Source organism: uncultured Algoriphagus sp. (genome assembly GCF_963974835.1).
Classification (GTDB): Bacteria; Bacteroidota; Bacteroidia; order Cytophagales; family Cyclobacteriaceae; genus Algoriphagus.
Genome location: NZ_CAXBET010000003.1, coordinates 145,580 through 170,999, shown reverse-complemented (window position 1 = coordinate 170,999; position 25,420 = coordinate 145,580). Strand labels below are relative to the sequence as shown.

The 25,420-nt window shown below is 39.3% G+C and carries 25 protein-coding genes and 1 tRNA gene; 20 read left to right on the top strand and 6 right to left on the bottom strand.

Translation table 11 applies throughout. The features are described 5' to 3' along the window. Together AACZ73_RS08805 and AACZ73_RS08800 are read left to right on the top strand one after the other, a co-directional pair. The gene (locus AACZ73_RS08805) at positions 1 to 285 is read left to right on the top strand and encodes a hypothetical protein (RefSeq protein ID WP_339877185.1); all 285 of its coding nucleotides are present in this window, start codon (positions 1 to 3) and stop codon (positions 283 to 285) included. A gap of 58 nt (positions 286 to 343) precedes the next feature. Further along, the gene (locus AACZ73_RS08800; RefSeq protein ID WP_339877184.1) at positions 344 to 811 is read left to right on the top strand and encodes a hypothetical protein; all 468 of its coding nucleotides are present in this window, start codon (positions 344 to 346) and stop codon (positions 809 to 811) included. Between the two features lie 83 nt (positions 812 to 894). Here the strand turns inward: AACZ73_RS08800 and AACZ73_RS08795 are convergent, their stop codons facing one another. The 4 genes from AACZ73_RS08795 to AACZ73_RS08780 form a co-directional block, all read right to left on the bottom strand. Next, complete coding sequence (locus AACZ73_RS08795) at positions 895 to 3,420, bottom strand: ATP-dependent Clp protease ATP-binding subunit (RefSeq protein WP_339877183.1); 2,526 nt, start codon at positions 3,418 to 3,420, stop codon at positions 895 to 897. An 81-nt stretch (positions 3,421 to 3,501) separates the two neighbouring features. Next, positions 3,502 to 4,128 carry a WbqC family protein gene (locus AACZ73_RS08790; protein ID WP_339877182.1) on the bottom strand — a complete coding sequence of 209 codons (627 nt, stop codon included), beginning with the start codon at positions 4,126 to 4,128 and terminating at the stop codon, positions 3,502 to 3,504. A 1-nt stretch (position 4,129) separates the two neighbouring features. Then, the gene (locus AACZ73_RS08785; RefSeq protein ID WP_339877181.1) at positions 4,130 to 4,759 is read right to left on the bottom strand and encodes an L-threonylcarbamoyladenylate synthase; all 630 of its coding nucleotides are present in this window, start codon (positions 4,757 to 4,759) and stop codon (positions 4,130 to 4,132) included. Positions 4,760 to 4,777: 18 nt separating this feature from the next. Further along, entirely contained in the window at positions 4,778 to 5,197 is a 420-nt protein-coding gene (locus AACZ73_RS08780) for a (deoxy)nucleoside triphosphate pyrophosphohydrolase (RefSeq protein ID WP_339877180.1), read from the bottom strand. Positions 5,198 to 5,284: 87 nt separating this feature from the next. Between AACZ73_RS08780 and mltG the strand changes: the two genes are divergently transcribed. From mltG to lepB, 13 genes are all read left to right on the top strand, one after another. Continuing rightward, a complete protein-coding gene (gene mltG / locus AACZ73_RS08775; RefSeq protein ID WP_339877179.1) occupies positions 5,285 to 6,328 on the top strand; it encodes an endolytic transglycosylase MltG in 1,044 nt (347 codons plus the stop codon). A gap of 2 nt (positions 6,329 to 6,330) precedes the next feature. Then, the gene (locus AACZ73_RS08770; RefSeq protein WP_339877178.1) at positions 6,331 to 6,747 is read left to right on the top strand and encodes a thioesterase family protein; all 417 of its coding nucleotides are present in this window, start codon (positions 6,331 to 6,333) and stop codon (positions 6,745 to 6,747) included. Between the two features lie 4 nt (positions 6,748 to 6,751). Then, a complete protein-coding gene (locus AACZ73_RS08765; protein ID WP_339877455.1) occupies positions 6,752 to 7,711 on the top strand; it encodes a YihY/virulence factor BrkB family protein in 960 nt (319 codons plus the stop codon). Positions 7,712 to 7,865: 154 nt separating this feature from the next. Continuing rightward, positions 7,866 to 9,671: a DUF885 domain-containing protein gene (locus tag AACZ73_RS08760; protein ID WP_339877177.1), complete on the top strand. Its 1,806-nt coding sequence runs from the start codon at positions 7,866 to 7,868 to the stop codon at positions 9,669 to 9,671. Positions 9,672 to 9,792: 121 nt separating this feature from the next. Then, a tRNA-Ser gene (locus AACZ73_RS08755) sits at positions 9,793 to 9,877 on the top strand. 293 nt (positions 9,878 to 10,170) lie between these two features. Beyond that, a complete protein-coding gene (locus AACZ73_RS08750; RefSeq protein WP_339877176.1) occupies positions 10,171 to 10,668 on the top strand; it encodes a thermonuclease family protein in 498 nt (165 codons plus the stop codon). Between the two features lie 31 nt (positions 10,669 to 10,699). Beyond that, on the top strand, positions 10,700 to 15,637 hold the full coding sequence (locus AACZ73_RS08745; protein ID WP_339877175.1) for a PKD domain-containing protein: 4,938 nt from the start codon (positions 10,700 to 10,702) through the stop codon (positions 15,635 to 15,637). Continuing rightward, positions 15,634 to 16,656 (top strand): type IX secretion system membrane protein PorP/SprF, encoded by a 1,023-nt coding sequence (locus AACZ73_RS08740; protein ID WP_339877174.1) that lies wholly within the window; start codon positions 15,634 to 15,636, stop codon positions 16,654 to 16,656. Before AACZ73_RS08745 ends, AACZ73_RS08740 begins: the two co-directional genes overlap by 4 nt. A gap of 342 nt (positions 16,657 to 16,998) precedes the next feature. Next, positions 16,999 to 17,781 (top strand): AAA family ATPase, encoded by a 783-nt coding sequence (locus AACZ73_RS08735; protein ID WP_339877173.1) that lies wholly within the window; start codon positions 16,999 to 17,001, stop codon positions 17,779 to 17,781. Between the two features lie 2 nt (positions 17,782 to 17,783). Beyond that, positions 17,784 to 18,695: a ParB/RepB/Spo0J family partition protein gene (locus tag AACZ73_RS08730; RefSeq protein ID WP_339877172.1), complete on the top strand. Its 912-nt coding sequence runs from the start codon at positions 17,784 to 17,786 to the stop codon at positions 18,693 to 18,695. A gap of 2 nt (positions 18,696 to 18,697) precedes the next feature. Then, positions 18,698 to 19,303, top strand: coding sequence for a DUF5683 domain-containing protein (locus AACZ73_RS08725; protein ID WP_339877171.1), 606 nt, complete (start codon positions 18,698 to 18,700; stop codon positions 19,301 to 19,303). Positions 19,304 to 19,397: 94 nt separating this feature from the next. Next, entirely contained in the window at positions 19,398 to 20,120 is a 723-nt protein-coding gene (dapB, locus tag AACZ73_RS08720) for a 4-hydroxy-tetrahydrodipicolinate reductase (RefSeq protein WP_339877170.1), read from the top strand. Positions 20,121 to 20,135: 15 nt separating this feature from the next. Next, positions 20,136 to 21,209 carry a signal peptidase I gene (gene lepB, locus AACZ73_RS08715; protein ID WP_339877169.1) on the top strand — a complete coding sequence of 358 codons (1,074 nt, stop codon included), beginning with the start codon at positions 20,136 to 20,138 and terminating at the stop codon, positions 21,207 to 21,209. A gap of 32 nt (positions 21,210 to 21,241) precedes the next feature. Here lepB and ung read toward each other — a convergent pair whose 3' ends face one another. Continuing rightward, complete coding sequence (gene ung, locus AACZ73_RS08710; protein ID WP_339877168.1) at positions 21,242 to 21,904, bottom strand: uracil-DNA glycosylase; 663 nt, start codon at positions 21,902 to 21,904, stop codon at positions 21,242 to 21,244. Between the two features lie 64 nt (positions 21,905 to 21,968). Between ung and apaG the strand changes: the two genes are divergently transcribed. Both apaG and AACZ73_RS08700 read left to right on the top strand, forming a co-directional pair. Continuing rightward, positions 21,969 to 22,355 carry a Co2+/Mg2+ efflux protein ApaG gene (gene apaG, locus AACZ73_RS08705; protein ID WP_339877167.1) on the top strand — a complete coding sequence of 129 codons (387 nt, stop codon included), beginning with the start codon at positions 21,969 to 21,971 and terminating at the stop codon, positions 22,353 to 22,355. Next, the gene (locus AACZ73_RS08700) at positions 22,333 to 23,136 is read left to right on the top strand and encodes a class I SAM-dependent methyltransferase (RefSeq protein WP_339877166.1); all 804 of its coding nucleotides are present in this window, start codon (positions 22,333 to 22,335) and stop codon (positions 23,134 to 23,136) included. The genes apaG and AACZ73_RS08700 overlap by 23 nt, the downstream gene beginning before the upstream one ends. Here AACZ73_RS08700 and AACZ73_RS08695 read toward each other — a convergent pair. Continuing rightward, positions 23,125 to 23,715, bottom strand: a complete 591-nt coding sequence (locus AACZ73_RS08695; RefSeq protein ID WP_339877165.1) for an SAM-dependent methyltransferase — start codon at positions 23,713 to 23,715, stop codon at positions 23,125 to 23,127. The genes AACZ73_RS08700 and AACZ73_RS08695 overlap by 12 nt on opposite strands. Positions 23,716 to 23,736: 21 nt before the next feature. On the opposite strand from AACZ73_RS08695, the gene AACZ73_RS08690 reads away from it, so the two are divergent. From AACZ73_RS08690 to rpsR, 3 genes are all read left to right on the top strand, one after another. Continuing rightward, positions 23,737 to 24,666 carry a hypothetical protein gene (locus AACZ73_RS08690; protein WP_339877164.1) on the top strand — a complete coding sequence of 310 codons (930 nt, stop codon included), beginning with the start codon at positions 23,737 to 23,739 and terminating at the stop codon, positions 24,664 to 24,666. A 128-nt stretch (positions 24,667 to 24,794) separates the two neighbouring features. Next, positions 24,795 to 25,166, top strand: a complete 372-nt coding sequence (gene rpsF, locus AACZ73_RS08685; RefSeq protein ID WP_339877163.1) for a 30S ribosomal protein S6 — start codon at positions 24,795 to 24,797, stop codon at positions 25,164 to 25,166. Next, on the top strand, positions 25,163 to 25,414 hold the full coding sequence (gene rpsR / locus AACZ73_RS08680) for a 30S ribosomal protein S18 (protein ID WP_057937597.1): 252 nt from the start codon (positions 25,163 to 25,165) through the stop codon (positions 25,412 to 25,414). The genes rpsF and rpsR overlap by 4 nt, the downstream gene beginning before the upstream one ends. Positions 25,415 to 25,420 lie beyond the last annotated feature (6 nt).

The following is a 25,420-nucleotide window of genomic DNA, read 5'->3' as shown; positions in this document are numbered from 1 at the left end:
ATGAATTGGACAAATCATCCGCCCAAAATTTTACTTCAACGCTCTTTTTTGTTTGGGATCACCGGCATAGTTCTTTCTGTCCTTGCGCTACTAAATACACAGCTTCAGGTTCTCGAAGCTCCTATGGGCCCACTAAATGGAGTGGGAATGGCATTGCAATTAGTTGGATTGAGTTTGGCTGTATTAGTGATTCGCAAACGAAAACTTGCACCAGAAACCAAAGAAAGAGCTCAAAAAATGATTTTGGTTTTAGCCGTGGGGCTACTTTTTTTTATTCTGGCATAAAAACAAACTAAATAATTGTTTCTCCGTAAGCTCTGAAGAATCTAAACCTCAGAGACAAATGAAAACGCGCCTTTCTTATTTAGCTATTCTATTTTCCCTATCTACTTATACTTATGCTCAGCAAGCTGATAATTCCGCGAAACCAGAATTCAAAATAGTTACAATTGTAGAATCAATAAATTTTAGGGGAAATGGCGAGTCAAGGATAATTGATTCACAAACAGAAGTGGATGATTCTGAGTATGCAGCTTTTAAAACAGACGGATCCAAAGCTAAAAACAGGGCACTTGAAGGAAGGCATATCAAAGTCGATAAGTTAGAAGAAATAAAACTGCGCAATCTATTCGATGGATTTGAAGTCTCGCCTAAAAACGTAGCATTTAATGATGCAATGACTTCATCTAAAATCAACAGCATGGTGAAAGAGGGATGGAACCTAATTTATGTCACCTCAGCAATAGAAAGCGATGCAGGAGATGGAGATCTAACTGGCATGCTAATCACACGGCTATTTTTCTCAAAATAAACAGTTGAGATTTTAAAAAAATCCAAAAACAAAAAAGCCCCGAATCCATCATTCGGGGCTTTCAATCTAGTTAAGACAACTGATTAATCAGCTTTCTCTTTTTTCTTCACTACAATAGTCAATTCTGTACCTTCTCCAGAATAATCCGCAGTGATGATATCACCTTCAGAAAGATCTCCTTTCAGGATCTCCTCCGCAATGGCATCTTCCAGATATTTTTGAATCGCTCTATTTAGAGGTCTAGCACCATATTGCTGGTCATATCCTTTTTCTGCTAAGAATTCTTTCGCTTTCTCAGTCAATTCTATCTTATATCCAAGGTCAGTAATTCTTGAGAACAATTTCCCTAAACTGATATCAATGATTTTGAAGATATGTTCCTGACTAAGTGAGTTAAACACCACCACATCATCCAATCTATTTAGGAATTCAGGGCTGAATGCCTTTTTCAATGCAGATTGGATAGTTGATTTCATCACTTCATCCATATTATCAGATCTGGCCTGACTGGCAAAGCCAATTCCTGCACCAAAATCTTTCAAGTCACGAACTCCAATATTAGAAGTCATGATGATAATTGTATTTCTGAAATCAACTTTTCTACCTAATCCATCTGTCAGGATACCGTCATCTAACACCTGCAATAGAATATTGAATACATCAGGGTGAGCTTTTTCTATCTCATCAAGAAGAACTACTGAATACGGCTTTCTTCTAACCTTCTCAGTCAACTGACCGCCTTCTTCATAACCTACATAGCCTGGAGGCGCTCCAACCAATCTGGATACGGAGAATTTCTCCATATACTCAGACATATCAATTCTGATCAGAGAATCATCTTTGTCAAACAAGTAAGTCGCTAACATCTTCGCCAGTTCAGTTTTCCCTACACCGGTTGGGCCTAGGAAAATGAAGGATCCAATTGGCTTCTTAGGGTCTTTCAAACCAACTCTGGTTCTCTGAATCGCCTTTGTCAATTTCTTAATCGCTTCATCCTGACCAATCACTTTGCCAGACAAATCACCATTCATATTCAAAAGCTTAGCACCTTCTTTCTGGGCGATTCTCTTCGCAGGTATACCGGTCATCATCGCAATCACTTCTGCTACATTATCTTCTTCCACTGTAAATCTCCTAGACTTACTTTCCTCTTCCCATCTATTTTTAGCAGCTTCCAATTGCTCAAGCAATTTCTTCTCCTTATCTCGCAACTGAGCAGCTTCTTCATATTTCTGAGATTTCACCACACGGTTTTTCTCAGTTTTAATATCTTCTACTTCAGCTTCCAGTTTCAGAATATCTTCCGGCACATGGATATTATTAATGTGGACTCTAGCACCTGCTTCATCCAAAATATCAATTGCTTTATCCGGTAAGAATCTATCGGAAATGTATCGATCGGAAAGTTTCACGCAAGCTACTATAGCCTCATCGGTATAGTTGACGTTGTGGTGATCCTCATATTTATCCTTGATGTTATTTAGAATCTGCACAGTTTCCTCTGGAGTAGTAGCATCTACCATCACCATCTGGAATCTACGAGCCAAGGCTCCATCTTTCTCTATATACTGACGATATTCATCCAAAGTCGTAGCTCCGATACATTGGATTTCTCCACGTGCCAAAGCTGGTTTGAACATATTGGATGCATCCAAAGATCCGGAAGCTCCGCCTGCTCCGACAATAGTGTGGAGCTCGTCAATAAACAGAATGACATTTGGAGATTTTTCCAGCTCGTTCATTACGGCCTTCATTCTTTCTTCAAACTGTCCTCTATATTTTGTTCCAGCTACTAATGAAGCCAGATCCAAAGTCACTACCCGCTTATTGAAAAGCACACGAGAAACTTTCTTCTGAATTATTCTTAACGCTAGACCTTCTGCAATTGCTGTCTTACCAACACCTGGTTCTCCGATCAAAATCGGGTTATTTTTTTTTCTCCTTGACAGAATCTGAGCCACTCTCTCAATTTCTTTTTCACGACCGATGATAGGATCTAGCTTATCATCCTCAGCCATTTTTGTCAAGTCCCTTCCGAAATTATCCAAAACAGGGGTTCTGGACTTTTCCGCTCCAGGCTTTGATGCTCCTGAACCACTTCCTGTAGAACCGAAAAGCTTAGATCCGTCGTCATCTCCATCTTCAGCCTCAGCTTTAGATCTTGGTGGAGTATCTGATGACATTTCCAGCATCTCTTTTACAGAATCGTAATTAATTTCAAATTTATTAAGTATCTGAGTGGCAATGTTGTCCTCATCTCTTAAGATGGATAAAAGCAAATGCTCAGTACCTATCAATTGACTCTTGAAAATTTTTGCCTCCAAATAAGTAATTTTCAACACTTTCTCTGACTGCCTGGTCAAAGGAATGTTGGCCATGTTCTTAGCATTATGATTTGCGGTGCCTTTTACAGCGCGTTCTATTGCATTCCGCAATTCGTCCATCGGCACTCCCAATTTCTTAAGAATGGAAACAGCAACACCTTCTCCTTCACGAATCATCCCCAACAAGAGGTGCTCTGTGCCAATGTAATCATGTCCCAGGCGAAGTGCTTCTTCGCGGCTAAGAGAGATCACCTCTTTGACTCTATTCGAAAATTTTGCTTCCATTGAATTCCTATCTGATTGTTTAATAATCCTGTACGTATGTTACCGAATTTGTTTTAAAAACACAATTCTTTTGCGGATTGTTCATTGTTTTTTTGCTGACTTAAATACTATGCTTTTAGATGCAGGTCCTTCACAGAACAACAAATCCAGAACGCTGAGGTTAGGATCAAAGTCTAAGCCAAAAAGTTGGAAATAGGACACTGGCTTATAGTAATCTCTTTCCGAAAAAGGCACTGAGGGCATCAAAAGGCCTCTTATATCATCCGTGCAATTTAGATCCCCTCCACTCTCACACACGCGCATTTTGACAGGCATGTCTAATAACCTGAGACAGATTGTCAGCATTTGCCAATTTAAGTCCCACAGATTTTCTGTTTTCTGATCAAAAACCTTTTCAAAATAAGGGAAATAATATTCATAAAAAGGAGCCTTTCCATAAGCACTCTGAATTCCCCTAAGATGAATATTCACCCAGTTTTGACTATTTTCTATCTTGATTCGATCCTGGGAAATTCTTGGTCGCCGTCCCTGAATCGGTATACTTAGCGTTCCTACTTTATTAGCCAAACGAATTTGGGTCCGATTAAAAAAAGACTGCCTTTTGTATAGATCGTCTGGAAAAAAAACCAATTCATCCGCATTTGAAATTGCAGCAAAAAATTCAAGGTTAGGGAAATAATGCAGATCGGCTGCAACGCTCTTTATCATATTATTCTAAATCTTCAAGCTTTCCCAAACCTTCTCTTAGGACTTCGACTTCGTACCCTGTGCAATCCAATATGGTAGACGCGATATTCTGTCCATATCCTCCGTCAATCACTACATCCACCAGATGCTGATATTTTTCAAAAATCAATTCTGGATCAGTGCTATATTCTATTACTTCATCTTCATCATTAATGGAAGTTGTCAGAATAGGATGTCCCAATTCCTCAACCAACATGCGTGGCACATTATGATCTGGAACTCTGATTCCAATAGTTTTCTTTTTACTGTGCAAAATCTTCGGCACTTGGTGACTAGCCTCCAAAATAAAAGTATATGGTCCAGGCAAGCCTTTTTTCATCATTTTAAATACTGGCTTATCGATCATCTTAGTGAATTGAGAGATATTGCTCAGATCAGCGCAGATGATGGAGAAATTATGCTTTTTGGGATTGATTCCCTTTATTTTACAAATACGCTCCACCGCCCGTAAATTCATGATATCACAGCCCATCCCATATACGGTATCAGTTGGATAAATCACAACTCCTCCATCCCTAAGTGTAGAAGCGATCTGTCTGATCTTATCCGGATCAGGATTTTCCTCATATAATTTTATTAATTCAGCAGGCATATCTTTAGTTTCTAGGCTTTATTCAACTAGTAGTTTTTGAATATTGTTCCAATTTGCTAGAAGGTCTTCCACAATTGGAATATCTGCTGGCGCCCATTTTAGAGACCTCAATTCCTCTTTTGAAAGCCATTTCACTTTTTGATGCTCAAGTAAGTTAATCTCACCACTTTCCCATTTACAGATAAATGGCATTAAATTGATCACTTTCCGATTGGAATAGGAATGATCATTAGGCTTTAGAGGGAAAATGATCCTAATTGAAATCGACAGTTCCTCAAATATTTCACGCTTGAGACAAGCTTCAGGGTTTTCGCCTACTTCAACTTTTCCTCCAGGAAATTCCCATAAACCAGGAAGCGGCATTGCATCGGATCTTTGAGCACAAAGTACTCTTTCATTTAAAAGAATAAGGGCACAGGTGACGGGAATCACTTCCATTAAAAAACCGATTTGTGCAGAAAGGTATAATTACCTTACGGCAAGCACAAACTCAGACTTAGATTTTTTCCTATTTTTGGCATCTGTATGCTAAGCGAAAAAAGAAAAAACATTTATCTAGTCCTTGTCATTGCTTTTTCGGTGATGGCTATCTCCCTCAGTTTCTATTTCTACCAGATTTTCTTCAGCCCAAATGTGCTGATTGAATCTGACCGGAATTATATGTTGAAAATAGGAAGTAATGACACGTTCAAAACGGTATCCAACAGACTTTACGACGATCTAGTTGTAAACGATTTGGTGAGCTTTGGCTTTCTTTCCAAAATATTGGATTATCAGGAAAATGTAAAGCCAGGACTTTACACCCTTGTACCAAAGATGACCAACCTTGAACTGGTGAGATTACTTCGCTCAGGAAAGCAAACACCAGTACGAGTTACTTTTAATAATGTAAGGACCAAGGAAGATCTGGCTGAGAAGATTACCGCAAATATGGAAATCTCCAAAGAGCAATTTTTGCAGTTGGTCCAGGATTCTGTCTATATCAGAAAGTTTGATTTTGATGAAGAAACCATCATGAGCATGTTTATTCCAAATACCTATGAACTTTGGTGGAATACCAGCCCGGAGGCGCTTTTTGACAGAATGCATAGGGAATATCAAAGTTTCTGGACTGATGAACGAAAACAAAAAGCAAGTCTACTTGGCCTGAGCCCAAAAGAAGTGAGCACCTTGGCAAGTATTGTCCAGGCAGAAAGTCAGAAGGCAGATGAGCGACCAAGAATTGCAGGAGTATATCTGAACCGTCTACGCTTAAACATGCCGCTTCAGGCTGACCCAACGCTGGTTTTTGCTCTGGGTGATTTTGAATTAAAGCGCGTACTAAATGTCCACAAAGAGACTGACAGTCCATATAACACTTACATGTATGCAGGACTTCCTCCTGGACCTATAAATCTTCCGGATATCAATTCACTTGACGCAGTTTTGAATGCAGAAGAAAATGATTACCTCTACTTTTGTGCGAAAGAAGATTTCTCGGGTTATCATTCCTTCGCTAGCACATTAGCTCAGCATAATGCGAATGCCAGAAGATATCAAGCAGCGCTTAACGCAGCGAAGATCTACTAAGCATGTACACGGCCGAAACCCAAATCCGAGTTCGCTACGCTGAAACCGACCAGATGAGTTATGTCTATTACGGTAACTATGCGATGTATTTCGAAGTGGGCCGAGTAGAAGCAATGCGAAGCATTGGGTTTTCATATAAGGAATTGGAAGATGAGGGCGTGATGATGCCTGTGCTCGAAAGTCACTTTCGATATCTTCAGCCCGGCAAATACGACGAGTTACTAACGATCAAAACAACGATCCCGACCCTTCCGGGAGCCAGGATCCGATTTGAATACGAGGTCTTTAATGAGCAGAAAAAATTGATCACCGAGGGCTGGACTATACTTACTTTCCTCAAAAAAGACAGTCACCGTCCGACCAGACCTCCACAGAATTTAGTAGCTTTATTGAAAGAGTATTTTCAAGAAGTAGGATAAAGTGATCAAAACAAAAATCCTTAGGTTAGAAGTCAAGCTACTTTGGCAAGCTCGAAAGCTCAAGAAAATCCATTTTGGAGATCCTGACAAAAACATTTTCGATGTGGGAAGGATTTTTTTGGTTCAGCTGCAGAAGGACGACATTATTGAACGTGCAGGATCGATGGCGTTTAATTTCACCATTGCACTCTTCCCGTTAATTCTCTTCTTACTTAACCTCATCCCCTACCTACAGGATATCTTTCCCTACATCACAACCCAGAATATCCTGACATTTATCCAGGAAATTCTGCCAGAGGAAGTCTACAGTCAATCGGAGAATACTATCATGGATATAGTGTCCAAACCTAGGCAAAGCATGCTTTCTCTAGGCTTTTTCTTTGCATTATTCGCATCTACGCAGGGAGTCATGTCTATGATGAATTCCTTTAATTCGGTGTATCAAACAAAAGATAATCGGGGATTTCTTCAAAGCCGTGGAATTGCAGTGAGCATTGTGATTGTGCTGGCTTTCACTGTCATCACTGCCAGCATAGTGATGATCCTAGGGGGAGTACTCATACGAAGGCTCGATGAGCTTCAGGTGTTTAATTCAGGTTTTATGATTTTTTTATTTTCGAGCCTAAAGTTCCTGATTCTACTGTTTATGTTTTATATCACTACAGCATTCATTTTCAGGTTTGCACCAGCCGTGCATGACAAATGGATATTTTTTTCAACCGGAGCAAAATTAGCCGGGTTGCTTATCACTTTAGGATTTTACGGATTCTCCTTCTATCTCAACAATTTCGCAAGTTATAATAAACTCTATGGTTCGATCGGCACTTTGATCGCTCTGATGTTATGGCTATTAATTACTTCTATTATAGTAATTGTGTGCTTTGAGGTCAATGTGAGTTTGGATTTAATAGATGAGAAGAAAAAAAGAAAGAAAATTTCTGAAACTGCTGAAGTAGCTGGTTAGTAGAAAAACAGTATCCCCAATTAACTTATTTCTATATTCATTGAGATTCACATATAGGTAAATCTCAGCTATTATTTTGCTTATATTTCCGTAAAATAAACACCTCCAACCCTATGAAAACTACTGCACTAAAGATTACTCCTCTTTTATTTTTGTGCCTAATTTTTCTGAATGGCTGCACACAGCCGGAAGAATAACTGACCTCACTCCTGAAATAAACAGTTGGTTTGATCAAGAATATGAAGAATTACTTCAAATGAGTCCACTTCAGCTCACAACTCAGGGCCGAAAAGACCATTACTCAGAGATAGACGATATGAGCGAGGCAGGTGAAAAGAAAGTTCTGGATTGGATGGAGGCAAGTGTCTCCGAAATGAAGGAAAAGTTTTCTTTGGAAGAAATTGACCACGAGGCTCAGTTGTCATGGAAGCTATGGGAGTATCAATTTGAGCAGGCAAAATCTGAATACGAATTCAGGAATTCCGGCTATGTGTTCAATCAAATGTCCGGTCCCCATACATCACTTCCCAATATGCTGATCAATTATCACAAGGTCGATTCATTGGCAGATATGGAAGCGCTGATCTCCCGATATAGCGAACTCGGCAGAGCAATGGGTCAGCTTTTGGATAGAGCAAAAGTACAGGCTGAAGCAGGAAACAAACCTCCAAAGTTCGCCTATGAATATGTAATTAAGCAATCAGAAGCCCTCATTGAGGGGCAGCCATTTGATGATTTAGAAAAATCCTCTCCACTCTGGAATGATGCACTTTCGAAAATAAAAAAGCTACAAGATGACGGAAAGATATCTTCAGAAGAAGCAGAAACTCTGACAACCAGCGCCAAAGAATCACTTGTAAATGTTCTTGAACCTTCCTATTCCAGCTTAATCACTTGGCTAAAATCGGAATTACCTACTCTGGAGGAAAGTCCAACCGGTCTGAGCCGGCATACCGATGGTGAAAAATTCTATGCTTTCAGACTTAAAAATGCTACTACAACCGATATGTCAGCAGAGGAAATCCACGAAATCGGACTAAAAGAAGTAGAAAGAATTCAAAAAGAAATGCTTGCTATAAAAGAGCAAGTAGGTTTTGAAGGAGACTTAAAGGCATTTTTCAAATTCGTAAATAGTGATCCACAATTCTTCTTCCCGAATACAGATGAAGGAAGACAAGCATACTTGGATGAATCGACAGCGTTTCTGGATACCATGAATAAAAAGACACCTGATTTTTTTGGAATATTGCCTAAGGCTAAGTTAGATGTCAAGCGAGTGGAAGCCTTCAGAGAACAAGACGGTGCCCCTCAACATTATTCCCAAGGAACTCCTGATGGAAGTAGAAACGGAACCTATTATGTCCATTTATCAGATATGAAGGCGATGCCAAAATCCACAATGGAGGGCGTAGCTTATCACGAAGGCATTCCAGGTCATCATATGCAAATCTCGATTCAGCAAGAACTTAAAGATATTCCCAAATTCAGAACGCAGCTTTTCTTTAATGCTTATGTAGAAGGTTGGGCATTGTACTCGGAGACTTTAGCGAAGGAAATGGGTGGATACAAAAATCCCTATTATGACTTCGGCCGTCTTGTAAACGAAATATGGAGAGCCATTCGGTTAGTGACTGACACAGGATTACACTCTAAAAAATGGACAGAAGCTGATGCCATCGCCTATTTTGAAGATAATTCTTCTATTTCTGCTGGAGCTATACAATCGGAAGTAAGAAGATATATGGTGATGCCTGGTCAGGCTACAGGTTATAAAATTGGAATGCTGAAAATCCAGGAATTAAGATCGAAAGCAGAAAATGCATTGGGTGAAAAATTTGACCTGAAAGCATTTCATGATTTGGTTTTAGGTCAAGGGGCACTTCCGTTAAATCTTTTAGAGGAGGAAGTAGATCTCTGGATAGCTAAAACTGCAGGTACAAAACAGGGGACAGTGGAGTAAATTAAAATTTAATCCAAAAACAATCAGCAGGTTAGAAGAAAAAGGTGAAATGTGTTTTGCAAAAGTTCACATTTATCCTACTTTTGCATTCCTAATCAGGGCACAAACCTGATGACGACCTAGAGGAATGGCAGAGCGGTCGAATGCGGCGGTCTTGAAAACCGTTGTACCGCGAGGTACCGGGGGTTCGAATCCCTCTTCCTCTGCACTATGAAACCCTAACTTTCTGAAATTTTGAGAGTTAGGGTTTTCTTTTTTTTTAAATTATAGCAAGATGAGGATTAGTTGTAATACTTGGGGATAGAAATTTTACTGACTTTTTATTAGCCCAAAACATTAAAAAATGTATTGAAATAAAGAATAACTTAGATTTTTTGGTGATCAAAATTTTACCAGGGAAAACTTTTCAATTTCAATTGGAAATATTTACCGCTAACTAGGCAGGAAGTAAATTATATTTAAAAACAATCTTTATTTTACACCAATTAAATTCTCTTTCATGAATATAAAAGTGATCAATACACTTCGTCGGTCTATTGTAATACTTTTTATATTTTTTATTTCCGCTCAACCTATAGCTCAGGAAAAAGGATATTTTCTAGAGCCTTCCAAGTTTGTAGATGGCGATACATTTTGGGTAAAACATCCGGATGGAGAGGAAGAAAAAATTAGACTTATAGGCATAAACACTCCTGAAATACGGAATAGTGGAAGAACTAAAGTTGAGTATTACGGTAAGGAAGCATCAGAATATGTTCGTCAATTTTTGACAGGAAAGAAAGTACGCCTTGAATTTGACGTTCAGCGATATGATCGGTATCAAAGAACACTTGCTTATGTCTACTTGGCAGATGGGACATTTCTTAATGCCCTATTAATTAAAGAAGGTTATGCTAAAGTTGCGACATATCCTCCGAATGTAAAGTATGTTGACCTTTTTATTGATCTTGAGAAAAAAGCAAGAGCTGAAGAAAAAGGCTTATGGGCAGATCGTTAGATTATAATACATAGTTAAAGAATGTTTTTTCATGGAAGCAAAGTTATTACGGGGACTTGCTCTGAGTTTGTTTTTTATTGTACTCACAGTGTGTTCTATTACGATTTTTGGTGCAGATAAAAATTGGTATAATTTAAAAGCTTTAGCGCTATTAAAAAGTGATCTAGCTGCTCCAACAGCTAACTTTACCTTTACACAGTCTGGAGATTGTGCTAACACCCCCGTAAAATTCACTAATTCCTCAACAGGAGATGGACTGACTTATGAATGGAATTTTGGGGATGGAGAAAACTCAACTTCCAAAGATCCCTCCCACACCTTTTCTTCTGCAATTGGCAATGGAACTAGGTCTTACAACGTAAGCCTTACTGTCAAAGATAAAGAAGGAGCAACTAGCAGTACCACAAAGTCCATAAGTGTAAAAGAAGTCCCTTCTCTAAAAGTATACAGTGATCAACAAGAAACTACCTTTAACAACCTTCAATATTTCATTGTTTGCGAAACTCAGGCAACCGAATTCACTTTCTATAATGGAAAATCATCAAACGAAAACAACATCCTCTATGAAATAAACTGGGGTGATGGAAGTCCATCTTATAGTGGAGCAGATTGGACTGAGCTAAAACACTCCTACGAAGTAGGTATTTATAACATTACTTACACTGTAACTCCTGCAAATGGATGTAAGGTTAGTAAAAAAGTTGGCGTATTCATAGGATCAAATCCATCGGTTGGATTGGGTACTCCAGGGAATACAAATGTGTGCGTGGGCGAAGAGCTTACATTCCCTATTTCCGTACCAGCAAATAATCCAGATGGCACTATCTATACCGTTAATTTCTCAGACGGATCACCTCCAGAAATCTTTACTCATCCTCCGCCTCCAACAGTCTCACACATATTCACCGATGGCTCCTGTGGAGCCCAGCCCTCTAGCTTTGGCAATTATTATGTCGTTACCATAATTGCAGCAAATCCATGTTCCTTTTCCCAAGCCTCAGTATTACCCATCTATGTTTCTGAACCAGCAGTTCCAGAGATAAAAACTGAATCAGATATTGTTTGCGTGGATGAAACTATATCAGTTGAAAATATCACTGATTTCACCGGGGAAGTAAGTGTCAATGGAAATTGCAATGTAAATAAAAAGTTTGTTTGGGAAATCACTCCTAATACGGGTTGGACTTTGACTAATGGAAACCTTGGAAATCAACCCAATCCATCTGAGCCTAACTCATGGACTTCCGGTTCAGATATCATAAACCCAAAATTCACTACTCCAGGTACCTACACTATAAAATTAATGACAGGCAACAGATGTGGATTAGGTGATACTACGAAGACCATCACAGTTATCCCTATACCTGAACCTTCGTTTACCTTAGATCAAACGGAAGTTTGTGGTCCAGCCACTGTCAAAGCATCCAATACCTCCAATGTCTTGGGACTTCTGGATCCAAAAGACTATACCTGGGGGGTGAGCTATGCCAAAGGCTCATGCGGAACGACTTCAGATTGGGAGTTTGCATCAGGCTCAGACAAGAACTCTGAAAGTCCAAGTTTTCTATTTACCAACCCTGGTGAATACACTATAACACTTAGCATTAAGGCTAGCTGTGGTACTTTCAGCGAAGAACAATCTATCACAGTTCTAGCTCCACCGGTGGTCACCATTTCTACCATAGAAGACAGTTGTGGCCCAACTACTTTTACGCCCAAAGCAACTGTAAATGTCTGTGCGATTGATCCTCCCACATATAAATGGATATTTGAAGGCGGTATTCCTGCCTCGTCAACATCCCTTGATCCTGGACCTGTAGAATTCACATCGGTGGGTCCCAAAAAAATAACCTTGGAAGTAACTTCTTCATGTGGTAGTACTACAGCAGAAAAAACTTTTATTGTTAATAACCCACCGGTAATTACTATTGATGCTGACCAAGAAATATGCAGAGGAGAAGAGGTAGCCCTCAGCACTGCAGTCACAGAAGGAAGTGGCAATTACACTTATAATTGGACAAGTAATCCTACTAGTACTATCTCTGGATCGACACAAAGTGAAATTACCGTAAGACCATCTCAAACCACAACTTATACCCTTATTGTTTCAGATAAAGTCACAAAATGCACTAGCTCAGAACAAATAATTATAACTGTAATCCCATCTCCAACCATTGAATTTAATCTACCAGATCAGGAAATATGTTCTGGCGAAGAAACCCAACCTGTTCTGCTCACCTCCTCCCCTTCCGGAGAAACGATCACATGGACTTCTGAGGCAGCTGGAGTAACGGGAGTATTGCCCTCGGGCACAAATGACATTCCCGCCCAAATACTTACTAACACCACAGGAAGCCAAGTCAAGGTTATTTTTACTGCTCTGATTGAAAATTCAACCCAAGGAAATTGCACTGTGGTGCCTGCTATTTACACAGTTACTGTGAATCCCGAACCTGAATATAAAGATGATAAGCTGACGATTTGTAGTGATGAGCAGGTTGACTATAAGCCGGCGGGAATTATCTCAGGATCAACTTTCACCTGGACTGTGAATTCACCTGTTGGCATTATGGGAGCAACCAATTCCTCTAGAGCAGAAAGTTCCATAAATCAAAACTTGGTAAACACTACGAATGCACCCCTGGATGTGACTTACACCATTTCTCCATCCATAGGCAGTTGTGCGGGAGAAGATTTTACACTAATCATAACGGTTCAACCAGCCCCGTCTATAACATTCTCCGAACTTGATCAAAATATTTGCACCGGTTCCTCCTCCAAGGAAGTTATCATTTCATCAGATGTATCTGGTTCTACATTTTCATGGACTGCTGATGCCAAAGGCGTAATTGGAGTAGTAGAATCCGGATCCAGTCCAACTATCCCTGAACAAACACTAATAAATCCCACCAACCAACCCATTACCATTCAATATAAGGTAAGTGCAAATACGAGTGCTGGGGGGATTTGCTCGGGGATACCAAAAACTTATAGTATCACTGTCAATCCAGCAATTGAAATAGCTCCTGAGATTTCCGAGTTCAAGGGATATCAAATCAGTTGTTATGGAGCATCAGATGGGTTTATCAATCTTAATGCATCTGGCGGAAATGGAATTTTCTCTTTTTTCTGGACAGGCCCAAATGGATTTACCTCAAATATCGGTGCTATTGAAAATCTAAGTCCGGGAAATTACCAGGTTAGAATCGAGGATGAATTTGGATGCGAATTAAGCAGATCATTTAATATTGAAGAGCCTGCGCAACTTACCGCATCGGTTGCTTCAACGATCGATGTGCTTTGCGCCGGAGATGAATCAGGAGGGATAGAGTTGGAAGTAAGCGGAGGATTAGATTCCGAACCTTATCAATTTGAATGGCTAAAAGACGGCGTTTTATACAATGAAACCACAAAAAATCTATCAGGAATTCCGGCGGGAATCTATGAAGTAACCGTAACAGATGCGAACGGCTGCACCTCTGTAATTAAAGATATTCGAATCACGGAACCAGCTGCCGCTACTGTAATTAATTATACCAAGACTGATATAAGCTGCTATGGAGCAAATGATGGTTCCTTGGATCTGAACGTAGGCGGCGGACTCCCTCCTTATACAATCAACTGGTCATTTGGATCTACACAAAGTGGCTTTAATAATTTAGGCCCTGGCGATTACACCCTCACCGTGTCAGATCAAAGTGGTTGCATCAGGTCTCAGACCATTACCATAGAAGATGCCACACTATTTAATGTCGAACCTGAAATCACGAACATTTCCTGCTTTGGGGCTCAGGATGGTTCTGTAAAGCTTAATCTGCAAGGTGGTCAGGGAGCTACGACAATAAGATGGGATCATGGCGCACAGCTCGAAAACCTATTTAATCTACCGCCTGGTCTTTACGGTGTGACTATAAAGGATCAGACGGATTGTGAAATAAGAAGTGAATTCAACATAGTTGAGCCAGCGCTTTTAGATTTAGAATCGAAAGTCACAAATGCATTAGAATGTGATAATCCTCAGAGTGGTGAAATTCTCTTAGGAATTTCTGGTGGCACCCCTCCTTACACTATAGAATGGAGTAATGGAGCAACAGGTCAAAACTTAACTCAAATTACAGCAGGTCAATATGCCGTAGCTATAACTGATGCTTCTGGATGTAAAATCAATAGGGTGTTTGAAGTGATTCGCCCACCTGTTCTTGCTATTACAGCATTCCAAAGTACCAATGCGCAATGTGAACCAAGAGTAATAGAAAATAAGGTAAATATTACGATATCCGGAGGTGTGGCCCCATACAGCATTTCATGGTCTGGAGGAGATATTTCTGCGGACCAAAGAACGATGACGACCATTGAGCCTGGATATTATGAAGTCAGCGTAGTAGACGGAAAAGGATGTGAAACTGTGCAGTCTTTTGAAATAGAAAATACGGAAACCATAGCTGAGGCAGATATTGAATCGGCAGCTTTCGATCAATACAATGCCTATTTAGTGAATTTTGAGATTCAATTCTGGAACAGATCATTTGGCCAAATACTGACTTATCACTGGGACTTTGGTGATGGGTCAGAAAGTTTTGATGAAAATCCTAAACACACTTATGAATCAGAAGGCGATTATGAAATTGTTCTTACAGTGACGGATGTGTTTGGCTGTACTGTGGAAGTGAGAAAAGAGATAAGTGTCATTGATTATTATTTAGTTGTCCCAAATATTTTTACCCCAAATGGTGATGGTATCAATGATTATTTCTTTCCAAAGTTTGTAGGAATTGAATCCCTGGAATTCTGGGTGTTGAATAAATGGGGTGAGACCATCTTCTATACCAGTGATCTGAACACTCAGGGTTGGGATGGCAAGCTTAACGACGAGGCGGCAACTCCTGGTAACTACGTTTACAAACTTAGAATCAAAACGCCTGACGGAAGAACCCAGACCATGACAGATCTTTTTATGCTACTGAAATGAGAAAACTATTCTTATTATTTATTCTTGGGATTTGGACCACAGGTAGTATTGAAGCTCAGGATTTTCATTACTCGCAGTTTTACGCAGCTCCACTATACCTTAATCCTGCGATGACAGGAAGTACCGAGCTTTCCCGGGTTGGAATTAACTATAGAAAACAATGGCCAGGCTTAGATCAGGATTTCAATGCATATTCTGCATATTTTGATCATTACAGTTATGACCTTAGAAGTGGGATTGGTATATCAGTAAATAGTTTCCAAGAGACGAATATGCATCTCAATACTTCAGATGTTTCATTCTATTTTTCTTATAACCTTCAGATAGCTGATAAATGGAACTTCAGAATGGGAACACAGGCTTCTATAGTAAGGAGAAGTGCTGCATTGGATAATTTGGTCTTTGGCGATCAGGTAGATTTGTTTAACAGAACTATCAACCCAAACACCATGGACAACGTCCCAGACTTTGATCCCTACTCCTACTTTGACCTTTCCTTTGGAGGTCTACTTACCCATGAAAATTTCTGGTTAGGATCTTCGTTTCACCATGTTAATGAGCCTCATTTAAGTTATTATCCGGATGATGAGAGTGGATATCTTCCCATCAAGTGGAGTATTCACGGTGGATGGAATTTTCCTTTGGGCGCTAACCAATATTTTGGTTCCAAGTTTGATAACATGGCTTCCATAATGGCTAATTATAAAAAGCAGGGAGCTTTCCAGCAAATGGACATAGGGGCTCAGCTACTTTACAGCTCTGTTATTTCCGGAATTAGTTACAGAGGAATTCCAGGATTGAGAGATATGCCTAATCAAGACTCTATCATATTCATGCTGGGACTAAAACTTGAATCAGGAATGGTGATAGGCTATAGTTACGATTTCATGGTTTCAAACATCGGTGCGCAAACAAAAGGAGCACATGAGCTATCTATTCGTTATCAATTTCTGATTGGGGAGCCAAGATATCGGGGACAGCGTAGCCGGATTCTAAAGTGTTTTGACTTTATGATGTAAAACTCAAATTGACAAGATACGTCAGGATAATTCTTTCAAAAGATTGCCAAACAATAAGCTTAGCGTCGCGGAATTATGTTAAAACGAAATTCTATCCATTTGGCTTAACTTCCATTAACAGGGCTGAATGGCTATAGGAATCTATTTTACAATGGAAATTGAACAGTTTATTTTAAAATCAATAAGCTAATTACCAATTATTTACACCTTATTGAAATCTAACCTTTTCCATAATAGAAGCCTGATGCCATAATTTCACTGGGCTAAAAAAAGCGGAGAGATCAGTCAGAAAAGAATTCATTTTGCTTAATATTGAGATTATATTACTCTTTAAATAACACCATGGGAAAAATCATTGCCATAGCCAATCAGAAAGGCGGAGTAGGCAAAACTACCACAGCGATGAACCTGGCCGCGAGTTTAGCTGTCTTGGAATTTAAGACCCTGGTGATTGACGCTGACCCACAGGCCAATACTACCTCTGGGCTGGGTCATGATCCCAAATCCATCAACACCAGTATTTACGAATGCATGGTCGATGGAATTGATGTCAAAGAGATCATTCTTTCCACGGAAATTGAGCATCTGGAATTAGTGCCCTCACACATAGATCTGGTAGGCGCGGAAGTAGAAATGATCAATCTGGATAACCGGGAAGAAAAGATGAAGGAGGTGATACATACGCTTAAAGATTTATATGACTTCATCATCATAGATTGCTCTCCGTCATTAGGTTTAATTACAATCAATGCACTAACTGCGGCTAATTCCGTTATAATTCCAGTTCAATGTGAATATTTCGCATTAGAAGGTTTGGGCAAATTATTGAATACAATAAAAATCATCCAAACTAGATTGAATCCTGATTTGGAAATAGAAGGCATCTTACTTACCATGTACGATGTTCGTCTTCGACTTTCAAATCAGGTCGTGGAAGAAGTGAAATTGCATTTCAAAAACATGGTTTTCGACACTATCATTCCCCGGAATGTAAGACTGAGCGAGGCACCAAGTTTTGGTTTACCTGCCATTTCATTTGATGCAGATGGCAAGGGAGCCGTCTCCTATTTAAACTTGGCTGGCGAAATAGTCCAGAAAAACAACCTGCAAAAAGTGAATAAATAACTATGTCAGACCAAAAACCAAATCGAAAAAAAAGTGTGTTGGGAAGAGGTCTTGGTGCCTTGCTAGAGGACAGTCCTGCCAAGCACAAATCTGAGGAAATCTTGCCTGAGGTAGTTAAGACCGGGATTTTTGAAATACCACTTGAGCAAATCCAGGTTAATCCTTTTCAGCCCCGCGTACATTTCGATAAAGAAGCTTTAGCTGAGCTAGCAGAATCCATCAAGGTTCAGGGCATCATTCAGCCCATTACCGTAAGAAAACTCGATTCGAACGAATACCAACTTATATCAGGAGAGCGAAGATTTCAGGCCTCAAAAATTGCAGGATTAACTCAAATACCAGCATATGTCCGTACTGCCAATGACCAGCAAATGCTGGAAATGGCACTCATAGAAAACATACAACGAGAAAATCTAAATGCACTGGAAATCGCTCAATCATACCAACGGTTGCTGGCAGAATGTGATCTGAAGCAGGAGGAGTTGGGTGATCGCGTGGGTAAAAACAGAACTACCGTCAATAATTATTTAAGACTTCTTAAACTACCACCGACAATACAAGCATCCATACGTGATAAGCAATTGTCTATGGGTCATGCACGTGCGTTGATCAATATCGAAGACGTAGATAAGCAACTTGCTATTTTCAAAAAAGCAGTAGAAGAAGAATTGAGTGTTAGACAGGTGGAAGCTTTAGTGAAATCATTGAATGAAGGCAAACCTGAAAAGGTTTCTGCTCCTGAGCTCGATCCTGTAAGAAAATACGAGATCAATAAACTTCAGCAGCGACTTGCATCTCATTTCGGAACTAAAGTGGCGCTGAAATCAAATCCTAAAAACAAAGGAGAAATAAAAATTCCATTTAATTCTGCCTCTGACCTGAATCGGATTTTAGAAATCCTGGAAATCATCTAACATTGGAGTTCCTAGCTTCCCATAGCATATTTCAAACCAAAGCCCCGCTGATTTTAGTGGGTCTTTTGCTTTTGTGTTTTGGTTTGGATTCAGTTTCATTTGCCCAAGAATCGGAACCACCAGTGGCAACTACAGAAAAGTCAGAAGCAAAGCCCGACTATTCCTTACTGCCCAAAAATCCAAGAAAAGCCACTATTCTTTCTGCGATTCTGCCAGGAGCAGGGCAGGTTTACAACGGAAAGGCATGGAAAGTCCCGCTTATCTATGGAGGCATTATCACAGATGTTTATTTTATTAATTTCAATAATAGAAGGTACCAGATTTTCAAGCAGGCATTGGCTGACTTTGATGATGAACTGCCAACTGACTTTCCTAGTTTAAATCGTGATGGCTTAGTAAGAAATGTTAACTATTGGAGAAAAAGCCGTGATCTTTGTTATTTGGTTTTGGTTGGGATCTATGCTCTAAATTTAATTGATGCAAACGTGGACGCCCATTTATCTGGATTTGATGTCTCTGATGATATCGCATTAAAATTTGAACCCCATTATGAAAGTTTTTCATCCAACAATCGATCCGTTGGGCTATCTGTAAAACTCAACTTTTAATTATGAAATCGAGCATTTTGAAGGCTATCATACAATGAAATGATATTGTAACTTTCATGGCTTCCTATTTCCATACAACTCAATTTATTAACACATGAATATTTTACTTCTAGGCTATGGTAAAATGGGACAACTGATTGGTCAGTTGTCAGAATCGCGTGGCCATAGTATTGCAGGAAAAATCAATATAGAAAACCTTGCTGATTTGGATTCTCTTGACCTAGCCGCCATTGATGTAGCGATCGAATTCAGTCAGCCGGAATCAGCCGTTGAAAACATAAAATGGGCTATTAAAAATGGAATTCCCATCGTATCGGGCACCACGGGTTGGTTAGACCAAAAGGTTGATATCGATCAACTTACCTTGGATAACAATGGAGCTTTTTTCTATGCTTCAAATTATAGCATCGGAGTAAATATCTTTTTCAAAGTCAATGAGTTGCTTGCCAAGCTTATGAACGAAACTACAGGCTATACCAGCTCCGTGGAAGAGATTCATCATACTGCCAAAAAAGATGCTCCTTCAGGCACAGCCATAACTTTGGCCGAAGGAATAATCAAAAACATAAGTAAGCTGACTGCCTGGAATCTGTCCGATGGTGCGCCCGGAAATGAACACACTCTTCCGATCACATCCAAGAGAATAGATCCAGCCCCTGGAACACATATTATCCGCTATTCTTCTGAAATCGATGATATTGAAATCACACACACTGCACATAGCAGACAGGGCTTTGCTCTTGGCGCAATTTTGGTGGCTGAGTGGATTCAGGGAAAGAAAGGTGTATTTTCCATGGATGATTTCCTATCTTTCTGATCTTAAAAACGAATCATGAGTAAGTCAACAAAGAAAAAATCAGCTGCCCGGGAATGGGGCGATGCATTGATTTTTGCAGTAGTAGCAGCGAGTTTGATCCGTTGGCTATTACTAGAACCATTTACAATTCCCACAGCATCCATGGAAAAGTCACTCTTAGTAGGTGATTTTCTTTTCGTAAGTAAGATGCACTACGGGACTAGATTCCCGATTACACCTTTGCAAGTTCCACTTACCCATCAGAAAGTATGGGGTACAGAAATTCCATCTTATTCAGATGCGATCCAACTGCCGTACTATAGGCTACCAGGCTTTTCCGATGTGGAAAGAAATGATGTGGTGGTATTCAATTACCCAGTTGAGTTCCAATATCCAACCGATCTCAAAACCAACTACATCAAACGCGCCATTGGCATTTCAGGTGATATAGTAGAAGTAAGGGAAGGGGATGCGTATGTGAATAATGAACTTGCACCTATACCTGCTGAGATGCAATTTTCATACGATGTGATCACTAACCGGCCTCTCACAGAAGACTTTTTTAATGATTATGGAATCAATCCAGAAAGTCATTACGTTTTTAGTGACAATTCAGGCTATTTGGTATTCGCCACGGACGAAGTGATCAATAGATTAAAATCATCTCCTGTGGTTACATCAGTAACCAAGCGTATTGAGAAAAATTCTGGAGATTCAACCGTTTTTCCTGATGGATTAGCCTTGGGATGGAATCGTGATAATTATGGGCCACTTCAGGTTCCTGCTAAGGACTGGACAATCCAGATGAATGCAGATAATGTAATGAGATACAGTTCCACCATAATTAATTATGAAGGACTAGAAAACGTAGAAGCAAAAGACGGCCAGCTTTTTATCGACGGACAAAAAGTTGATAGCTATACGTTTAAACAGAATTATTACTTTATGATGGGCGATAATCGCCACGATTCATTGGATTCTCGTTTTTGGGGATTTGTCCCGGAAGATCACATAGTAGGCAAAGCTTGGTTCTTATGGCTTTCTCTTGACAAGCACGAATCAATGTTTAGCAAAATTCGCTGGAGTAGGATTTTCAACGGAATAAATTAAACTACAAGCCCTGATGAATTCAGGGTTTTTTTTTACCAATTGATCGGTTTCATTCCATTTGAGATTAAGTAATTATTGGCTTTAGAAAAATGCTGACAACCAAAGAACCCTCGGTAAGAAGAGAGTGGGCTTGGATGTGGTGCTTTTAGCACCAGATGCTTTGAAGAATCTATTAATATGGACTTCTTCTGAGCATATGATCCCCATAACATAAATACCACATGTTCACAGGAATCACTAATCTTCCGTATCACCTCATCTGTAAATTCCTCCCAACCCTTTTTCTGATGAGAAGCAGCTTGATGAGCACGAACCGTAAGTGTAGCATTCAATAAAAAAACTCCTTGTTCGGCCCATCTGGTTAGATCGCCATTTGAAGGCATAGGTTTTCCCAAATCGGTTTCAATCTCCTTAAAAATATTTTGAAGACTAGGCGGAAAAGGTACCCCTGGCTTTACGGAGAAAGAAAGTCCATGCGCTTGACCAGGTCCATGATATGGATCCTGCCCAAGAATTACAACTTTGACAGAATCAATCGGAGTATGATTGAAAGCGTTGAAAATCTCTTTTCCAGGCGGGTAAACTTTTGTGGTAGCATATTCGTCTTTCACAAAAGACACCAGATCCTTAAAATATTTCTTCTCAAATAAGTAATCTAAAGCACTCTTCCAGCTTGGTTCTATTTTTACTTCCATCTAGTATTGGATTGATATTCAAATTATAAATCGTAAAATTACAGGCTCTTAAATTTCTACATATATGGTAAGTGCAGTTACATCTGGGATTCAGGTGAGTGTTGAAGTCACCTATCAATCTGAATTTTCCAGCCCACATCAGCATCATTTTGTATTTACGTACAAAGTAACTATAGAAAACAAAAGCAGCCAAACTGTGCAGCTAATGCGTAGAAGATGGGAAATCTCTGATGCAGCAGAAGAAAAGAAGATCGTAGAAGGTGATGGAGTAGTTGGCCAACAGCCTATACTGGAACCAGGCGAAACTCATAGCTACGTTTCAGGATGTAACTTAAAATCCGGCTTGGGTAAAATGACAGGAGTTTATTACATGGAAAAACTTTTTGATGGAACTCAATTTGAAGTGGTAATTCCAGAATTTCAGATGATTGCAAATTACTTCCACAATTGATTTGTTGAACAAAGTTCCTCCACTTATTTCCTATTTTAAATATTGGCTTGAAAAGGAAGACAAGTATTCCCTTCAGTCTCCCTTTTTATTTACAACCTATCAAAACCTTTTCAGCTTTATTAAAAACAGAAAAGAAATTGATCTCGAAATAGAAGTTTTCAGAGAACAACTTCTCCTTTCAAAGGAAGTGATAGAGGTGCAAGACTTTGGTGCAGGGTCTAAAAGTGTTAATACTGCAAAAAGGAAAGTATCTGACATTACCAAATACAGTACGAGCAATCGAAAATTTGCCCAACTGTACCAATTTTTTTGCACATTAACTCCAGCAGAAACTGTACTTGAATTAGGGACTTGCACAGGCATTAGCAGTCGATACCTTTCCACGGTAACCCAAGGACAACTCTACTCCTTTGAAGGATGTGAGGAAATTGCGAGAATTGCTCAGCCGGCAAAAGATTTCAAAAACCTTTCGATAATCACAGGAGAGCTATGCAAAACTTTGCCTACATATCTTAAAAATGTGAAAAAAGTGGACTTTGCCCTAATCGATGCTACCCACACCTATGAGGGTACTTTAAATTATTTCAATCAAATACTTGAAAAAACACATTCAAAATCTATCATTGCTATCGGAGATATTCATTGGTCAAAAGGAATGGAAAAAGCATGGCAGGAAATCAGGAACAAACCAGAAGTGAAGCTCTCCTTGGATTTTTATGAATGTGGAATTCTATTTTTTGACTTTTCAGGTGAAAAAGCAGATTACATATTAGATTTTTGAATTCTCTAAAATTAAAAACACTTCCGAGCCCAATCGTTCGGAAATTGAATTATAACAAGGAGCTATTGTTTTAATTTCAAAATACTTTTCAAAAAGATCTTTATACTCTTTTGCCTCCCCACCGAAAGGTGGTCCGTCCAAGTCAAAGTCCCGATCAAACCAAACTCCTACTAGCTTACCATTTTGTTTTAGTAGCTCCTGCATTTTTTTAGCATACATAATTCTTAGCGAAGGATCAAGGGCACAAAAAAATGTCTGCTCTAAAATCAAATCATAAAGACCTTCGTGTTTAAAGAAATTTTCATGATGAACATGATTCATTGGGAATTCAGGGTTTGAGGCAACAAATCGCTCCAAAGGACTTTTAGAAAAATCCAAAATATGAAAATCAGTAAAACCAGTTTGAAGAGCATAAACTGCTTCATAACCCGAGCCAGCACCCGGAATCATTACTCGGATATCCTTATTTTCAATTTGGTCTAAATATTGCACAAGTGGTGGAGAGGCAAATCCTATATCCCATATGGTCTTGCCCGAAGAATACCTGTCAGTCCAATAATCTTTATCTAAAAAAACCATTATATAGCCTTTAAATGAATCATGAATACTGAATTTGAAAAAAACTCTCCTGAAAAGAAAGACCAAGGGAAAAACATAATCATAATTGTTTTAATACTCTTAGTCATAATAAGCGGAATAAAACTTTATACGGATTACATAGACCGTACTAAGAAGACAGAAGAAATCCTCTTACTTTCTACCGAAAACAACGATTTAAACAAACGTCTGGATTCAGTTACCTATCAATTGGATCTTAGAATTCAGGAAATCGAAAAGCTAGGTGGTGACGTGAAGGCTCTTGAAGAAGTTAGGGACCAGCTGATCGCCGAAAGGAATACTTCAAGGCAAAGAAGTTCTTCAGAGATAGTCGCTCTGAATGAGAAAATAAAAAGCTACAATTCTATGATTGTGGAAAAAGACCAGGAAATTCTGGAATTAAGAGCCATGAATCAGCAGCTATTCACCGAAAACCAAGATCTCAAAACTACCCAGGCAGAGATAGAGGAAGAAGTAGCCCAACTAAATATTCAAAAAGAGGATCTCCAAGCCAAAGTCAATGTAGCTTCAGTACTTAAGGCCGAGAACATTGAAATAGCTGCGGTGAATTCTAGGGGTAAAGAACGTGTGGAAACTACCAAAGACTTTAAAAACCGTCAAATCGAACGTATCAAAGTGAGCTTCAATTTAGCTGATAATAAAGTTGCCGAAAAGGGACCAAGAAACATATACGTGCAGGTTTTGGCACCAAATGCGCAACCTATTTTTGATGTAGCAAAAGGATCAGGAACGTTTGTGATGGATGGAGCAGAACAGTTCTATACTGTAAAACAGGATATCATATTTGACAATACCGAGCAGGAACTTACATTCTTTTATGAGAAAGGTTCTGATTATATTTCAGGAATTCATCAAGTTAAAATTTTCGTAGACAACTATGAAGTCGGCTCAAAGACTTTCACAGTAAAATAATCAAGGCCTCCTTCGGGAGGCTTTTTTTGTTCTAATGTTACTTTTGGTTTAGCTAGTTGTTTGGAATACAGGAGTATTTCCCCTACTTTTGCATCCTGTTTATTAAATTCCTTAAACACATTAAAAAAATGTTCCAAAGAAATTACGAGACGGTATTCATTTTAACTCCCGTTTTATCTGATGTTCAGATGAAGGATACTGTCGACAAGTTTGTGAACTTGTTAAAAGAACTGGGGGCAGACGTTATTAATGTGGAAAATTGGGGTCTTAAGAAAATGGCTTACGCTATTGAGAAAAAGACTACAGGTTTCTACGTTATGGTTGAATTCAAGGCCGATCCTACTCTTATCCGCAAATTCGAAGTAGAATTTAGAAGAGATGAGAAAGTGATGAGATTCTTGACTACTGTTTTGGATAAGCATTCAATTGTTTATGCCGAAAGAAGAAGAAAAGGAGAGTTTAACAAAAAAGTTGAAGCTAAGGAGGAAGCCACCAAATGACACTAGTAAACGAGCCAATCAATAGAGGCGAAATCAGAAAAAAGTATTGCCGATTTAAGAAGCACGGCATCAAGTACATTGACTACAAGGATCCTAATTTCTTGTTGAAGTTCGTAAATGAGCAAGGTAAAATTCTTCCAAGAAGACTTACTGGTAACTCTGCGAAATTCCAGAGAAAAGTAGCTCAGGCTATCAAAAAAGCAAGACATTTGGCGTTGTTGCCATTCGTAACCGATGGGTTGAAATAATTCGGT

Excerpts from the sequence above, each read along its gene's own strand:
- AACZ73_RS08805 (WP_339877185.1), top strand. The coding sequence starts at position 1 with ATGAATTGGACAAATCATCCGCCCAAAATTTTACTTCAACGCTCTTTT.
- AACZ73_RS08800 (WP_339877184.1), top strand. The coding sequence starts at position 344 with ATGAAAACGCGCCTTTCTTATTTAGCTATTCTATTTTCCCTATCTACT.
- AACZ73_RS08795 (WP_339877183.1), bottom strand. The coding sequence starts at position 3,420 with ATGGAAGCAAAATTTTCGAATAGAGTCAAAGAGGTGATCTCTCTTAGC.
- AACZ73_RS08790 (WP_339877182.1), bottom strand. The coding sequence starts at position 4,128 with ATGATAAAGAGCGTTGCAGCCGATCTGCATTATTTCCCTAACCTTGAA.
- AACZ73_RS08785 (WP_339877181.1), bottom strand. The coding sequence starts at position 4,759 with ATGCCTGCTGAATTAATAAAATTATATGAGGAAAATCCTGATCCGGAT.
- AACZ73_RS08780 (WP_339877180.1), bottom strand. The coding sequence starts at position 5,197 with ATGGAAGTGATTCCCGTCACCTGTGCCCTTATTCTTTTAAATGAAAGA.
- mltG (WP_339877179.1), top strand. The coding sequence starts at position 5,285 with ATGCTAAGCGAAAAAAGAAAAAACATTTATCTAGTCCTTGTCATTGCT.
- AACZ73_RS08770 (WP_339877178.1), top strand. The coding sequence starts at position 6,331 with ATGTACACGGCCGAAACCCAAATCCGAGTTCGCTACGCTGAAACCGAC.
- AACZ73_RS08750 (WP_339877176.1), top strand. The coding sequence starts at position 10,171 with ATGAATATAAAAGTGATCAATACACTTCGTCGGTCTATTGTAATACTT.
- AACZ73_RS08745 (WP_339877175.1), top strand. The coding sequence starts at position 10,700 with ATGGAAGCAAAGTTATTACGGGGACTTGCTCTGAGTTTGTTTTTTATT.
- AACZ73_RS08740 (WP_339877174.1), top strand. The coding sequence starts at position 15,634 with ATGAGAAAACTATTCTTATTATTTATTCTTGGGATTTGGACCACAGGT.
- AACZ73_RS08735 (WP_339877173.1), top strand. The coding sequence starts at position 16,999 with ATGGGAAAAATCATTGCCATAGCCAATCAGAAAGGCGGAGTAGGCAAA.
- AACZ73_RS08730 (WP_339877172.1), top strand. The coding sequence starts at position 17,784 with ATGTCAGACCAAAAACCAAATCGAAAAAAAAGTGTGTTGGGAAGAGGT.
- dapB (WP_339877170.1), top strand. The coding sequence starts at position 19,398 with ATGAATATTTTACTTCTAGGCTATGGTAAAATGGGACAACTGATTGGT.
- lepB (WP_339877169.1), top strand. The coding sequence starts at position 20,136 with ATGAGTAAGTCAACAAAGAAAAAATCAGCTGCCCGGGAATGGGGCGAT.
- ung (WP_339877168.1), bottom strand. The coding sequence starts at position 21,904 with ATGGAAGTAAAAATAGAACCAAGCTGGAAGAGTGCTTTAGATTACTTA.
- apaG (WP_339877167.1), top strand. The coding sequence starts at position 21,969 with ATGGTAAGTGCAGTTACATCTGGGATTCAGGTGAGTGTTGAAGTCACC.
- AACZ73_RS08695 (WP_339877165.1), bottom strand. The coding sequence starts at position 23,715 with ATGGTTTTTTTAGATAAAGATTATTGGACTGACAGGTATTCTTCGGGC.
- AACZ73_RS08690 (WP_339877164.1), top strand. The coding sequence starts at position 23,737 with ATGAATACTGAATTTGAAAAAAACTCTCCTGAAAAGAAAGACCAAGGG.
- rpsF (WP_339877163.1), top strand. The coding sequence starts at position 24,795 with ATGTTCCAAAGAAATTACGAGACGGTATTCATTTTAACTCCCGTTTTA.
- rpsR (WP_057937597.1), top strand. The coding sequence starts at position 25,163 with ATGACACTAGTAAACGAGCCAATCAATAGAGGCGAAATCAGAAAAAAG.